Here is a 13100-nt window from a genome sequence, read left to right on the forward strand (position 1 = left end):
GTCGGTGGCCGTGCCGTCTCGAACGCTCGTCCTCGGCGGAGCCAGATCCGGTAAGTCCGCGCACGCGGAATCGTTGGTCACGACCCGCCCGGTCCGTTACGTCGCGACCGGACAGCGCGATGCGTCCGACGAAGACTGGCAGCAGCGCATCGAACTCCATCGTGCGTCGCGTCCGCCTGAGTGGACCACGGTCGAAACCGTCACCGGGCTGGCGGCGGTGGTGGCTCAGCGCTGGGGCGGCACCACGATGGTCGACGATCTGGGCACTTGGCTGACGGGAATGCTCGACGACGCAGCGGCCTGGGACCTGCCTCGCGGGACGATCGCTCCGGCCGTGGACGACTTGGTCGCGGCGGTCTCGGACTGCAGGTCGACTCTCGTGATCGTCAGCCCCGAGGTCGGCATGTCCGTGGTTCCCGAGTCGCGTTCGGGTCGACTGTTCCGTGACGAGCTCGGTGTCCTCAATGCGCGTCTCGCGCACGTGTGTGACAGGGTTCTGCTGGTCGTCGCGGGCCTCGCGCTGACCCTCAAAGAACCACCGGCGGATTCCCTGACCGCGAAAGGCCCAGTGTGACAACTCCTGTGGACGAGATTCCGGCACCATCACCGTTTCGACCGGTGCCCTCGCCGTCCGATTCCGCGCGGTACGAAGCTGCCGAGCGGCAAGGTCGGTTGACCAAGCCGGCCGGTAGCCTCGGCCGTCTCGAGACGCTCGGCGAGTGGATCGCCGCCTGCCAAGATGTCAGTCCGCCGAAGTCCTTCGAGCGCGTCCGTGTCGTCGTCTTCGCCGGCGACCACGGCGTCGCCGCTCATGGAGTGTCCGCCTACCCGCCCGAGGTCACGGCGCAGATGGTCGAGAACATTCGCGCGGGCGGTGCTGCGGTCAACGTCCTCGCGACCATCGCCGGGGCCACTGTTCGGGTGGTCGACATCGCTGTCGACGCCGACACCGATCCGTCGGTGTCCGCCTTCAAGATTCGGCGCTCGAGTGGTTCCATCGACCGCGAGGACGCACTGAGCGAGGACGAGGTGCGCGCCGCCGTCGCCGCCGGCGCTGCCATCGCGGACGAGGAGGTCGACGCCGGTGCGGACCTTCTCGTCGCAGGCGACATGGGCATCGGAAACACCACGCCCGCAACCGTATTGATCGCCACCCTCACCGATACCGAACCGGTCGCTGCCGTCGGCCGCGGCACCGGAATCGACGACGCCGGGTGGATCAGGAAGACCGCTGCGATCCGGGACGCGATGCGGCGGGCTCGGCCGGTCGCCAAGAATCCCAGCGACCTGCTGCGGGTGGCCGGTGGCGCCGACATCGCTGCCCTCGCCGGCTTCCTCGCGCAGGCGGCGCATCGGCGTACCCCGGTGATCCTGGACGGTCTCGTCGTCACAGCAGCAGCACTGGTGGCGGAGGACGGTGCGGCCGGTGCCAGCGCCTGGTGGGTCGCCGGGCATCGTTCGGCCGAGCCCGCCCATTCACTTGCCTTGCGGCACTTGCGACTCGAGCCGTTGGTGGAGCTGTCGATGCGACTCGGTGAAGGCTCCGGCGCGTTGGCGGCGTTGCCGCTCGTTCGTGCAGGAGTCGACACGTTGAATTCGATGGCGACGTTCGCCGACGCCGGCGTCAGCACCGGCGACCCCGAAGTCCGCTGACCGTGAGGCTGCGGGCCGAGGGTCTGGTGCTCGCGTTCTCGTGGTTGACGGTGCTGCCCGTGCGTGGACCGTCGCAGGTCGACAGGGTCCGCGCCGGTCGCGCGATAGCGCACGCTCCCCTGGTCGGTCTCGTCCTCGGGTGCGTGTGTGCGGCACTGCTGTGGGCGACGACGGTTGCCGGGTTGTCGGCAATCCTGTGCGGCCTCATCGCCGTTGCCGCCGCCGCGCTGCTGACGCGCGGGATGCACATCGACGGGTTGGCCGACACCGCCGATGGGCTCGGCTGTTACGGCCCGCCCGAACGTGCGCGCGAGGTCATGAAGTCCGGTAGTGCCGGACCGTTCGGGGTGGCGGCCATCGCTCTGACGTCGGCGATTCAGGCCGCGAGTCTGGGTCAACTCGCGCAGGAGCGACTGTGGTGGGCTGTCGTCGTGGTTGCGGTGACTGCCCGGGTGGCGGCAGTCCTGGCCTGCCGCAAGGGAATCGACGCATCGACGTCGGGCGGCTTCGGTGCGCTCGTGGCCGGAACGCAGTCCAACGCCGTCCTGACGCTGTGGGTGATTGCGGCAGCAGCTGCGTCGGTCTTCGCGCAACCCGATCGACCCTGGCAAGGGCCGCTGGTCGTCGTCGCGGTCCTGACACTGTCGGTGTTTGCCGTTCGACACTGCGTCCGACGCTTCGGTGGCCTCTCGGGCGATGTTCTCGGTGCCGCAATCGAGACCACCACGGCGTCGGCCGCGGTGGGCCTGTTGATCGGCAGCTGATCAGCGGAGCCTGGTCATCCAGCCGTGGGTATCGGCGAAGGTGCCGCGCTGGATGCCGGTGAGGGTGTCTCGCAGTGCGAGCGTGATCTCACCGGGTTCTCCGCCTGCGATCTCGAAAGAACCGTCGGTGGATTTGACGCTGCCCACCGGGGTGATGACAGCTGCTGTGCCGCAAGCGAACACCTCGGTGATCTCGCCCGCTTCGGCACCCTTGCGCCACTCGTCGGTGGAGATCCGTCGTTCTTCGACGGGGATGCCGGAGTCCGTCGCCAAGGCCAACAGCGAGTCGCGCGTGATTCCGGGAAGCAGCGATCCGGACAGCGAGGGCGTCACCAGCCGAGCGTCGGAACCCGAGCCGAAGACGAAGAACAGGTTCATGCCGCCCATCTCCTCGACGTAGCGGCGCTCGGTGGCGTCGAGCCAGACCACCTGATCGCAGCCCTCGTCGCTGGCCTGCGCCTGCGCGAGGAGGGAGGCGGCGTAGTTGCCTGCGAACTTCGCGGCACCGGTGCCACCCGGTGCTGCCCGGACGTATTCGGTGGACAACCACACGCTCACCGGTTTGACGCCCCGTGGGAAGTACGCGCCTGCGGGTGAGGCGATCAGCATGTAGCGATACGCGTCGGCGGGGCGCACACCCAGACCGGCTTCGGTGGAGAACATGTAGGGCCGCAGATAGAGCGCGTCCTCACCGCCCGCCGCCGGGACCCACTCGTGATCGAGCTCGAGCAGCTTCTCGATAGAGCCGATGAACAACTCGTCCGGCATCTCGGGCATGGCGAGCCGCTTGGCCGAGGTACGGAATCGTTCGGCGTTGGACTGCACCCGGAACGTGGACAAATCGCCGTTGGGCTGGCGGTAGACCTTCAGGCCCTCGAAGATCGCTTGGCCGTAGTGCAGAACCATCGCCGCGGGGTCGAGCTCGATCGGACCGTACGGAGTGATTCTCGCATCGTGCCAGCCGCCGTCGCGGGTGTAGTCGATGCTGACCATGTGGTCGGTGAAGTGCTTTCCGAATCCGGGCGCAGCAAGTACCGCGTCACGCGCCGCGGAGGTTGCGGGCGAAGGATGCTGCACGTACGTGAATTCGGAAACACCTGTCATGCCGGGAATCCTATCGTGGGGTTCGTGGCGGTCTCACGCGGTCACCTGGTCTTGGCGAGGACGAACGGCGGTGCGACCACTTCGCAGCGCAGGGCGCGGCCCCGAACGTCGACCTCGACCTCCGAACCCACCGCGGGAGCGGCCTGCGCGTCGAGGAGTGCAAGGGCGATACCGACCTTGAGAGTGGGCGAGAAAGTGCCGGAAGTCGTCGTTCCGAGATCGCGTCCCGACGCGCGCACCGTGAGACCGGGGCGTAGAACGCCGCGATCGAGAGCTTTGAGCCCGCGCAGAATTCGTGCCGGACCGTCTGCTTTCTGGGCGGTCAATGCGTCCTTGCCCCAGAACGAGTCCTTGTTCCACCCGATCGCCCAGCCGCATCGTGCTTCGAGGGGCGAGATGTCCTGCGCCAGTTCGTGTCCGTGCAGCGGGTACCCCATTTCGGTGCGCAGCGTGTCGCGCGCTCCGAGCCCGCACACCTGACCGTCCCGAGACCGCACCGCAGCCAGCAGCGCCAGGAACAACGGTTTCACGTCGTCGGCAGACGGGATCAGCTCGTAGCCCTGTTCGCCGGTGTAACCCGTGCGGCAGACCCGGACAGGCAGCGAGTTCCAGGTGGCATCCTCGAATGCCATGTAGTCCATATCGGTCGGTAGACCCAGTTCCTGCAGAACCTCGGACGCCTTCGGCCCCTGCACGGCCAGCACTCCGAACTCGCGGTGCCGGTTCACCACCGAGACCCCGGCGGGGGCAGCGGCAGCCATCGCGTCGACCACAGCTGCCGTGTTCGCAGCATTGGGTACCAGAAACACGTCCTCGTCGGAGACGAAGTAGGCGATCAGGTCGTCGACGACGCCACCGGACTCGGTGCAGCACAGCGTGTATTGCGCTTTGCCCGGTTCGATCCTGGCCAGGTCGTTGGTGAGGACGGAGTTCACGAATGCGGCGGCCCCGGGGCCGGTCACCGACGCCTTGCCGAGGTGGCCGACGTCGAACAGACCCACCGTTTCACGCACTGCCGTGTGCTCGACGACGACGCCGGCGTACGAGACCGGCATGGTCCATCCACCGAACGGTGCGAACGTCGCGCCGAGTTCGGTGTGCACGGCGTGGAGTGGTCCTTCGATCAACTCGGTGTCGGTCATGGCGGCCACGCTAGCTCACCTCGCGGAGCGTCTCAGGTCGGTCGCCCCGGTACGTCCCTCGATCGTCGACGCCGCCGACCGTCATTAGGATCGAGGGACATACACGTCAACCCCTACAGGAGCAGCCACGTGCCTTCCCCCTCGACGCTCACCCGCACTCTCGGACCCGACCTGGTTCTCGCGGGCAAGCTCGGTAAGAAAGTCGACGTACTCGTCGTCGCATTGAGCACGAGTGACGACGGCCTCGAACTCTCCATCACCGACGACATTTCCGACGATGCGATCGCCACCGAATTGCTCGACGCGTTCGAAGCCGTCGGTGCCACCGGCAAGGCCGACGAAGTAGTGCGTATTCCGGCTCCGGCCGGTCTGGCCGTGGCGAGTGTGTTGGCCGTGGGCCTCGGCAACGCCGCCGACATCGACAGTGAACGCATTCGTCACTCGGCCGGCACCGCGGCTCGCGCGCTGTCCGGTGTCGAGACGGCGGCCACGACGCTCTCGGCGCTCGATCTGGGTGCGGCTGCCGAGGGCTTCTTCCTCGGCGCGTACCAGTTCGCCGAGTTCAAGTCGGCTCTCTCGGCACCGAAGCCGTCTGCGCTTCCGGTGACTCGCATCGAGTTGTTGGTGCCCGACACTCGCTCCAAGGATGCCAAGCGAGAATTGGAGAGGTCGATCGCGATAGCCGAATCAGTGGCTGTCGCAAGGGATTTCGTCAACACTCCGCCCAGCCATCTCTACCCGGAGGAGTTCGCGGCTCAGGCCAAGGCGCTGGGCAAGGCGGCCGGCCTCGAGGTCGAGATTCTCGACGACAAAGCCCTCGAGAAGGGTGGCTACGGCGGCATTCACGGAGTGGGCAAGGGATCGTCCCGACTGCCTCGGCTCGTGCGCCTGACGCACTCGGGAGGCAAGCGCGGCGCGAAGAAGGTTGCCCTCGTCGGTAAGGGAATCACGTTCGACACCGGCGGCATCTCCATCAAGCCTGCTGCCGGCATGGAGAACATGACCTCGGACATGGGCGGTGCGGCAGCGGTCATCGCCACGGTGGTGCTCGCCGCCAAGGTCGGTCTGCCGCTCGACGTCATCGCCACCGTCCCGATGGCGGAGAACATGCCGTCGGGCACCGCTCAGCGCCCCGGCGATGTGCTCACCCAGTACGGCGGCATCACCGTCGAGGTGATCAATACCGACGCCGAGGGCCGCTTGGTGCTCGCCGACGCGATCGTGCGGGCCTGCGAGGACGATCCGGACTACCTGATCGACACCGCGACGCTGACGGGCGCTCAGGTCGTCGCACTCGGCAACAGGACTCCCGGCGTGATGGGTACCGACGACTTCCGCGACCGCGTCGCAGCAATCTCGCAGGCGATCGGCGAGAACGGATGGGCCATGCCGTTGCCGAAGGAGATTCGCCGCGAACTCGACTCCAAGATCGCAGATCTCGCGAACGTCACCAACGGTCGAGCAGGTGGCATGCTCGCCGCTGCTCTGTTCTTGAAGGAATTCGTCGCCGACGGCGTGGAATGGGCTCACATCGACGTTGCCGGCCCGGCATACAACACCGGTGGTCCGTTCGGCTACACCGGCAAGGGCGGCACCGGGGTTCCGGTCCGAACCATGTTCGCGGTTCTCGAGGACATCGCCGACAACGGTTGATCGTCTCCCGTCCGTGCGCGAGGCCCATGCCCTCGCGCACGGACGGTGTCAGCTGTCGCGCTGCTGTTGTTCGCGCTGCCGAACGATCTTCTGCCGAGCGTCGTGATCACGCATCCGCTGCGGATAGCCCGTCTTGCGGACGTCGTACACCGGAATCTTCAGGTCCGATCCGATCTTTCGTACATATTTTTCATCGAGCGGTCGACGCGTCCACTCACCGTCGTTCGCGACCAGAACCACCGTCAGCGGCGTGACCGTCGTTTTCGGTTCCACATAGGCCTCGACGCCGATTCGCGCCGAGGTCCAATCGGCCAGGTACTGGGCAACCGAGCCTTCGGGTGCCCGTTTCGCGCCCCCGCCGCTCGACTTGAATCGATCGAACAATCCCACGCGAACTCCTCTTTCGTACGGCCGGCGAAGTCCGAGTTTCGGTGCCGGATCTTTGTTACCCACCAGTTCGACAGGCGTGTTGCACGCCCTAGGGGAACGGCGAGGCGACATCAATGGAAGGATGACATTAGAGGGTTCAGCTCTCTTGATTGTGAACCAAGGCTCGTGAAGTGAGTAAGTGAGTTGCCGAGAGGGAGTGTCGACGTGGGCGCTGGATCGAGCCGAACGTGCTCGGTGAGTGTCGATCGCACCGGTGCCTCCGTCGAACCGAATCACCCAACTCTCGTCCATGAACCCTGTTCCGCCAGCACAATGGTCTGCGACCACAAGTCGTAAGAACTACATCACCCGCATACAACTGTCGAGGAGTCAACAGACATGGCCTTCTCCGTCCAGATGCCAGCTCTCGGTGAGAGTGTCACCGAGGGAACTGTCACGAGGTGGCTCAAACAAGAAGGCGACACCGTCGAAGTCGACGAGCCATTGCTCGAAGTCTCCACGGACAAGGTCGATACCGAGATCCCGTCGCCTGCTGCCGGTGTTCTCACCAAGATCGTCGCTCAGGAAGACGACACCGTCGAGATCGGTGGCGAGCTCGCTCAGATCGGTGACGCGGACGAGTCTTCCTCGTCCGACGCGCCGGCCGAGGACGCCGCTCCCGCCGAGGAGTCGGCACCGGAGGAGCCTGCCGAGGAGCCCACTCCCGCAGCCGAGCCCGAGCCGCAGGCCGAGCAGGAAGCTCCCGCAGCAAGTGCCTCTTCCAGCTCCTCGGACTCGTCCGGATCCGGCACCCCGGTGACGATGCCCGAATTGGGTGAGTCCGTCACCGAGGGCACCGTGACTCGCTGGCTCAAGGCCGTCGGCGACGAGGTTGCAGTGGACGAGCCGCTTCTCGAGGTGTCCACGGACAAGGTCGACACCGAGATTCCGTCTCCGGTCGCAGGCACCCTGCTCGAGATCTCCGCCGAGGAAGACGACACCGTGGCCGTCGGCGGCCAGCTCGCAGTCATCGGCTCCGGCTCCCCTGCCGAGAAGGCCCCCGAGCCCGAGGCAACTCCGGAGCCCGAGGCCCCGAAGGCCGAGGAGCCCAAGGAAGAGCCGAAGCCCGAGCCGAAGCAGGAAGCCCCCAAGAAGGAAGCTCCCAAGGCCGAGCCGAAGCCCGAACCGAAGCAGGAGGCTCCCAAGGCCGCTCCCGCCAAGGAATCGGCACCGTCGGGCGATTCGAGCCCGTACGTCACTCCTCTGGTCCGCAAGTTGGCGTCGGACAACGACGTCGATCTGTCGTCCGTCAAGGGCACCGGCGTGGGTGGACGCATCCGCAAGCAGGACGTTCTCGCTGCAGCCGAGGCCAAGAAGGCTCCCGCTGCTCCGGCCGAGGCCGCGGCACCCGCCGCAGCGTCGAAGCCCGCAGCACCGGCGACCGCGGGAGTTCGTCCCGAGCTCGCACACCTGCGCGGCACCACGCAGAAGATCAACCGAATTCGTCAGATCACCGCGAAGAAGACGCGTGAGTCGCTGCAGACTTCTGCTCAGCTGACGCAGACCTTCGAGGTCGACGTGACGAAGATCGCCGGCCTGCGCACCAAGGCGAAGGCGAAGTTCGCCGAGAACGAGGGCGTCAACCTGACGTACCTGCCGTTCTTCGCGAAGGCGGTCGTGGAAGCACTCAAGGCTCACCCGAACGTCAACGCCAGCATCAACGAGGACGCGAAGGAGATCACGTACCACGCCGATGTCCACCTGGGTATCGCGGTGGACACCGAGCAGGGCCTGCTCTCCCCCGTCATCCACAATGCCGGCGACCTGTCGCTGGCCGGACTGGCACGCGCGATCAACGACATCGCCACTCGCGCCCGTTCGGGTGGGCTCAAGCCCGACGAGCTGTCCGGTGGCACGTTCACGATCACCAACATCGGCAGCCAGGGCGCGCTGTTCGACACCCCGATCCTGGTTCCGCCGCAGGCGGCCATGCTGGGTACGGGTGCAATCGTCAAGCGTCCCGTCGTCGTCAAGGACGACTCGGGCAACGAGTCGATCGGTGTTCGCTCGATGTGCTACCTGCCGCTCACCTACGACCACCGGTTGGTGGACGGAGCCGACGCAGGACGCTTCCTGACGACCATCAAGCAGCGTCTCGAAGTGGCATCGTTCGAGGCCGATCTGGGTCTGTAGACAACCGGCGAGTGTCGCGCCACGTATTCTCGTAGGAGCGCGAAACATTCGCATCGGGGTCTCGTTCACCAGGGGCACGGACAGAGCATCCGGGGCATCATTCGTTCGCGAATGGTGCCCCGGAGTGCGTCAAGGAGGCTTTCGTTCACATGCGCGTAGTCATTGCAGGTTCATCAGGCTTGATCGGCACAGCTCTCGTTGCAGCTCTGCGCGGCCGCAGCCACGACGTCACCAGACTGGTCAGACGTTCACCGGCGGGACCGGACGAGTCGCAGTGGGACCCGTCGCACGGCAGTATCGACCCCGCTGTGCTGGCCGGTGCCGATGCGGTCGTCAATCTGTGTGGTGTCGGTATCGGCGACAAGAGATGGTCCGGTGCGTACAAACAACTGGTACGCGACAGTCGCATAGCGCCCACCGAGGTGATCGCGTCGGCTGCGGCCGACGCGGGTGTCCCCACCCTGATCAATGCCAGCGGCGTCAATTTCTACGGTGACACCGGCGACCGCGTGGTCGACGAGACCGCTCCGGTAGGAGACGGATTTCTCGCCGAGGTGTGCCGCGATTGGGAGAACGCCACGGCTGCGGCGTCGGAGGCAGGTGTTCGCACGATTCTGTTGCGCAGCGGTGTGGTCCTGTCGCAGCGCGGCGGCATGCTGGGCAAGCTGCGCCCGCTGTACCTGTTCGCGCTCGGTGGTCGATTGGGCAGTGGCCGCCAGTACTTCCCGTGGATTTCGTTGGAAGACGAAATCGGTGCCATCGTGCACGGTATCGAGAACGACTCGCTGCGCGGACCGGTCAACATGGTGGGGCCGACTCCGGTGACCAACGCCCAGTTCAACAGCGCGATGTCGCGAGCGGTGCATCGTCCGGCCCCGTGGGTGGTGCCCGGATTCGCCCTGAAAGCGGTCATCGGTGAATTTGCCGAGGAGGCGATCCTGACCGGGCCGCGAGCCATTCCCAGGGCACTCGAGGACGCGGGCTACACCTTCGAGCACAACACCGTGGGCGAGGCACTGCGGGTGGCTGTCGGCTCATGACCCGGCGTAGCGTCTCGGTTCATGAGTGACGTGAACGCCCCGTCGATTCCGGCCACCGGCACCGACTCGGCCCGGGCCAGCAGCGAACCGGTCGTCGTGCGAGAGCTGGGCACCGTCGAGTACACCCAGGCGTGGGCTCTCCAGCGGGAACTGGCCGACGCCCGCGCCGACAATCGGGGCCCGGACACGTTGCTGTTGCTCGAGCACCCTTCCGTGTACACCGCGGGGCGGCGCACCTCGGAAGAAGACATGCCGCGCGACGGTACCCCTGTGGTCGAGGTGGACCGCGGCGGCAAGATCACCTGGCACGGGCCGGGTCAACTGGTCGGCTACCCCATCGTCGCGCTGGCGCAGCCGATCGATGTCGTCAAGTACGTCCGCCGGATCGAGGAAGCGCTGATTTCCGTGGTGTCCGATCACGGCATTGCGTGCGGGCGGGTGGACGGCAGGTCCGGGGTGTGGCTCGCGTCCGAGGTTCGCGACGGCGTGCTTCTACCCGAACGCAAGATCGCGGCCATCGGCGTGCGAGTTCAGCGCGGCGTGACCCTGCACGGCTTCTCCCTCAACTGCAATTCGGCGATGACGGGTTTCGACGCGATCGTGCCGTGCGGAATCGCCGACGCCGGTGTGACGTCGCTGTCGCTCGAGCTGGGGCGAGACGTCCCGGTCGCCGAGGTACTCGAGTCGGTCACGACGGCAGTTCTGGCCGCGTTGGACGGATCGATGCCGGTCAGAGAGCACGAGCTCGAGCACCCGGAGATCACCACCGCGACGGTGAACCCGCAATTCACCACGGTTCGGTTCGGCGCGTAGCATTGCTGGCGTGACTGTGGCCCCAGAAGGACGCAAGCTGCTCCGCCTCGAGATCCGAAATGCGGAGACCCCCATCGAACGCAAACCCAGCTGGATCAAGACCAAAGCCAAGATGGGCCCGGAATACACCGAGCTCAAAGGTCTTGTGAAGCGTGAGGGTCTGCACACGGTGTGCGAGGAAGCCGGCTGCCCGAATATCTACGAATGCTGGGAAGATCGCGAGGCGACCTTCCTCATCGGCGGCGAACAATGCACCCGTCGATGCGATTTCTGCCAGATCGATACCGGCAAGCCCGAGGATCTCGATCGTGACGAGCCTCGCCGCGTGGCGGAGAGTGTGCAGGCCATGGGCCTGCGCTACTCCACGATCACCGGTGTCGCCCGCGACGACCTCGAAGACGGTGGTGCGTGGCTCTACGCAGAGACCGTCCGGTACATCAAGAAGCTCAACCCCAACACCGGCGTCGAGCTGCTGATCCCCGACTTCAACGCCAAGCCCGATCAGCTGGTCGAGGTGTTCTCCTCCCGCCCGGAGGTGTTGGCCCACAACGTCGAGACCGTGCCGCGCATCTTCAAGCGCATCCGTCCCGCATTCCGGTACCAGCGGTCGATGGACGTCATCACCGCAGCGCGTGACGACGGTCTGGTCACCAAGTCGAATCTCATTCTCGGCATGGGCGAGACTCCCGAGGAAGTCCAGGAAGCGATTCGCGACCTGCACGAGGCGGGCTGCGACATTCTGACGATCACCCAGTACCTGCGACCGTCACCGCGGCACCACCCCGTCGAGCGGTGGGTCAAGCCGGAGGAGTTCGTCGAGCACTCCGACTACGCCACCGAGGTCGGGTTTGCCGGCGTGCTGGCCGGCCCATTGGTCCGCTCCTCGTACCGCGCCGGACGCCTCTACGCGCAGGCCATGGCACACCACGGTCGCGAACTGCCCGAGAGCATGAGCCACCTCACCGACGGCGGCGAAGCTTCTCAGGAGGCCAGCTCGTTGATGGCTCGGCTGGCTCCTCGCTGATCGCTCCACTCGACGTGGCGCGATGCACGTGAGCGTCGGCACAGGCCGTATCCTGTGAGGTATGGCGAACGGCAGTAAAGCTGGCAAAGCGGCAAAGCCCAGCAAGGAAGCAAAGGCGGCTGCCAAGGCAGCCCGCAAGCAGGCATCGAAGGAACGGCGCAGCCAGTTGTGGCAGGCGTTCCAGATGCAGCGTAAGGACGACAAGGCTCTCCTTCCGCTCATGATCGGAGCGGTGGTCGGTCTCGGGCTGATCGGCTTCCTGATCGGTCTGGCCTTCGGCTTCCAGTGGTTCCTTCTCCCCATCGGTCTCCTGTTGGGCGTGCTGGTCGCGTTTATCATCTTCGGCCGGCGGGTTCAGAAGTCCGTGTACAAGAAGGCTGACGGTCAGGCCGGTGCTGCGGCGTGGGCCCTGGACAATCTTCAGGGATCGTGGCGTGTCACCAATGCGATCGCAGGCACCACTCATCTCGACGCCGTGCACCGGGTGATCGGGAAGCCCGGAGTGATACTCGTGGCCGAGGGTGCGCCGCAGCGTGTGAAGACCCTGCTGGCCCAGGAGAAGAAGAAGACCGCCCGGCTGGTGGGCGATACTCCGATCTACGACATCATCGTCGGCAACGGGGAGAACCAGATTCCACTGTCGGGTCTGCAGAAGTATCTGTCGAAGCTGCCGAAGAACATCGACGGCAAGCGGATGGACACCATCGAGTCCCGGCTGGCCGCGTTGGGCACCAAGGGTGGCCCGGCAATGCCCAAGGGACCGATTCCCGGTGGGGCCAAGATGAAGGGCGTTCAGCGGACCATGAAGCGTCGCTGACCCGTATTTCGACCGACAGCCCTGGTGCGTCGACCCCTCAGCGGGTCCGCAGCAGGGCTGTTCCCGTTGCGCGGTCGTGCATTCCCCGGCCGTCCATGTCGGTGATCACGGCCGGGACGACGAACAGCAGAATGAGCTGCCGCACCAATGCCCGGACGAAACCGACTCGCGCATGGGCGTCGATGCGTCCCACCTGCACTCCCACGATGAACTGCCCCGGGGTGAACGAGAACAGCGAGACGCTCGCGATTCCTACGACGAACCACACGGCCAGCACGATCGTCGAGATCAGTCCGCTGGTGGTGTAACCGCCGAGAATCAGCGACGCCACACCGGTGGCCATCGTCCAGTCCAGCAGCAACGCCAGGACTCTACGACCGGTTCCGGCGAGTGCGCCGACGCCCTGCGCGGGCAGACCGAGTTGTTCCCCACGGAAGTTCTGCGGCGGTCGTGGGTTCGCGGCCGCCGGTCCGGACAACCAGGACCCTGTCATTCGTGCCATGATTCCCAGGATAGGCGCGGTCGGGC

The 13100-nt window shown here is 66.0% G+C and carries 13 protein-coding genes; 9 read left to right on the plus strand and 4 right to left on the minus strand.

Going from position 1 to position 13100, the window contains the following annotated elements; translation table 11 throughout:
- The first annotated feature begins 4 nt into the window (after nt 1-4).
- Genes cobU through J2X62_RS11820 form a run of 3 tightly spaced genes read left to right on the plus strand, consistent with a single transcriptional unit; the run spans nt 5 to nt 2417 of the window.
- Nucleotides 5-574: a bifunctional adenosylcobinamide kinase/adenosylcobinamide-phosphate guanylyltransferase gene (cobU, locus tag J2X62_RS11810; protein ID WP_032387842.1), complete on the plus strand. Its 570-nt coding sequence runs from the start codon at nt 5-7 to the stop codon at nt 572-574.
- Nucleotides 571-1653 (plus strand): nicotinate-nucleotide--dimethylbenzimidazole phosphoribosyltransferase, encoded by a 1083-nt coding sequence (gene cobT, locus J2X62_RS11815; protein ID WP_206498158.1) that lies wholly within the window; start codon nt 571-573, stop codon nt 1651-1653. The genes cobU and cobT overlap by 4 nt, the downstream gene beginning before the upstream one ends.
- Before the next feature lie 2 nt (nt 1654-1655).
- Nucleotides 1656-2417 carry an adenosylcobinamide-GDP ribazoletransferase gene (locus J2X62_RS11820; protein WP_094652568.1) on the plus strand — a complete coding sequence of 254 codons (762 nt, stop codon included), beginning with the start codon at nt 1656-1658 and terminating at the stop codon, nt 2415-2417.
- Here J2X62_RS11820 and J2X62_RS11825 read toward each other — a convergent pair whose 3' ends face one another.
- The gene (locus tag J2X62_RS11825; protein ID WP_283549360.1) at nt 2418-3521 is read right to left on the minus strand and encodes a branched-chain amino acid aminotransferase; all 1104 of its coding nucleotides are present in this window, start codon (nt 3519-3521) and stop codon (nt 2418-2420) included. It abuts the gene before it with no gap.
- 41 nt (nt 3522-3562) lie between these two features.
- The gene (gene gcvT, locus J2X62_RS11830; RefSeq protein WP_167326678.1) at nt 3563-4663 is read right to left on the minus strand and encodes a glycine cleavage system aminomethyltransferase GcvT; all 1101 of its coding nucleotides are present in this window, start codon (nt 4661-4663) and stop codon (nt 3563-3565) included.
- A gap of 129 nt (nt 4664-4792) precedes the next feature.
- Between gcvT and J2X62_RS11835 the strand changes: the two genes are divergently transcribed.
- Nucleotides 4793-6316, plus strand: a complete 1524-nt coding sequence (locus J2X62_RS11835; RefSeq protein WP_032368123.1) for a leucyl aminopeptidase — start codon at nt 4793-4795, stop codon at nt 6314-6316.
- A gap of 48 nt (nt 6317-6364) precedes the next feature.
- On the opposite strand, the gene J2X62_RS11840 is transcribed toward J2X62_RS11835, so the two are convergent.
- Nucleotides 6365-6706: a hypothetical protein gene (locus tag J2X62_RS11840; protein ID WP_032368429.1), complete on the minus strand. Its 342-nt coding sequence runs from the start codon at nt 6704-6706 to the stop codon at nt 6365-6367.
- A 378-nt stretch (nt 6707-7084) separates the two neighbouring features.
- On the opposite strand from J2X62_RS11840, the gene sucB reads away from it, so the two are divergent.
- The 5 genes from sucB to J2X62_RS11865 all read left to right on the plus strand — a co-directional run bounded on the left by sucB (nt 7085) and on the right by J2X62_RS11865 (nt 12572).
- Nucleotides 7085-8878, plus strand: a complete 1794-nt coding sequence (gene sucB / locus J2X62_RS11845; RefSeq protein ID WP_032387845.1) for a 2-oxoglutarate dehydrogenase, E2 component, dihydrolipoamide succinyltransferase — start codon at nt 7085-7087, stop codon at nt 8876-8878.
- Between the two features lie 149 nt (nt 8879-9027).
- Nucleotides 9028-9918: a TIGR01777 family oxidoreductase gene (locus tag J2X62_RS11850; protein ID WP_310180754.1), complete on the plus strand. Its 891-nt coding sequence runs from the start codon at nt 9028-9030 to the stop codon at nt 9916-9918.
- Nucleotides 9919-9939: 21 nt separating this feature from the next.
- On the plus strand, nt 9940-10731 hold the full coding sequence (gene lipB / locus J2X62_RS11855; protein ID WP_032370282.1) for a lipoyl(octanoyl) transferase LipB: 792 nt from the start codon (nt 9940-9942) through the stop codon (nt 10729-10731).
- Between the two features lie 10 nt (nt 10732-10741).
- Nucleotides 10742-11755 (plus strand): lipoyl synthase, encoded by a 1014-nt coding sequence (gene lipA / locus J2X62_RS11860; protein WP_310180756.1) that lies wholly within the window; start codon nt 10742-10744, stop codon nt 11753-11755.
- 61 nt (nt 11756-11816) lie between these two features.
- Nucleotides 11817-12572: a DUF4191 domain-containing protein gene (locus tag J2X62_RS11865; RefSeq protein WP_027497404.1), complete on the plus strand. Its 756-nt coding sequence runs from the start codon at nt 11817-11819 to the stop codon at nt 12570-12572.
- A 37-nt stretch (nt 12573-12609) separates the two neighbouring features.
- Here J2X62_RS11865 and J2X62_RS11870 read toward each other — a convergent pair whose 3' ends face one another.
- Nucleotides 12610-13074, minus strand: a complete 465-nt coding sequence (locus tag J2X62_RS11870; protein ID WP_032368127.1) for an RDD family protein — start codon at nt 13072-13074, stop codon at nt 12610-12612.
- Between the last annotated feature and the right edge of the window lie 26 nt (nt 13075-13100).

The sequence above is a fragment of the Rhodococcus sp. 3258 genome, from assembly GCF_031456475.1.
Taxonomy (GTDB): Bacteria; Actinomycetota; Actinomycetes; order Mycobacteriales; family Mycobacteriaceae; genus Rhodococcoides; species Rhodococcoides fascians.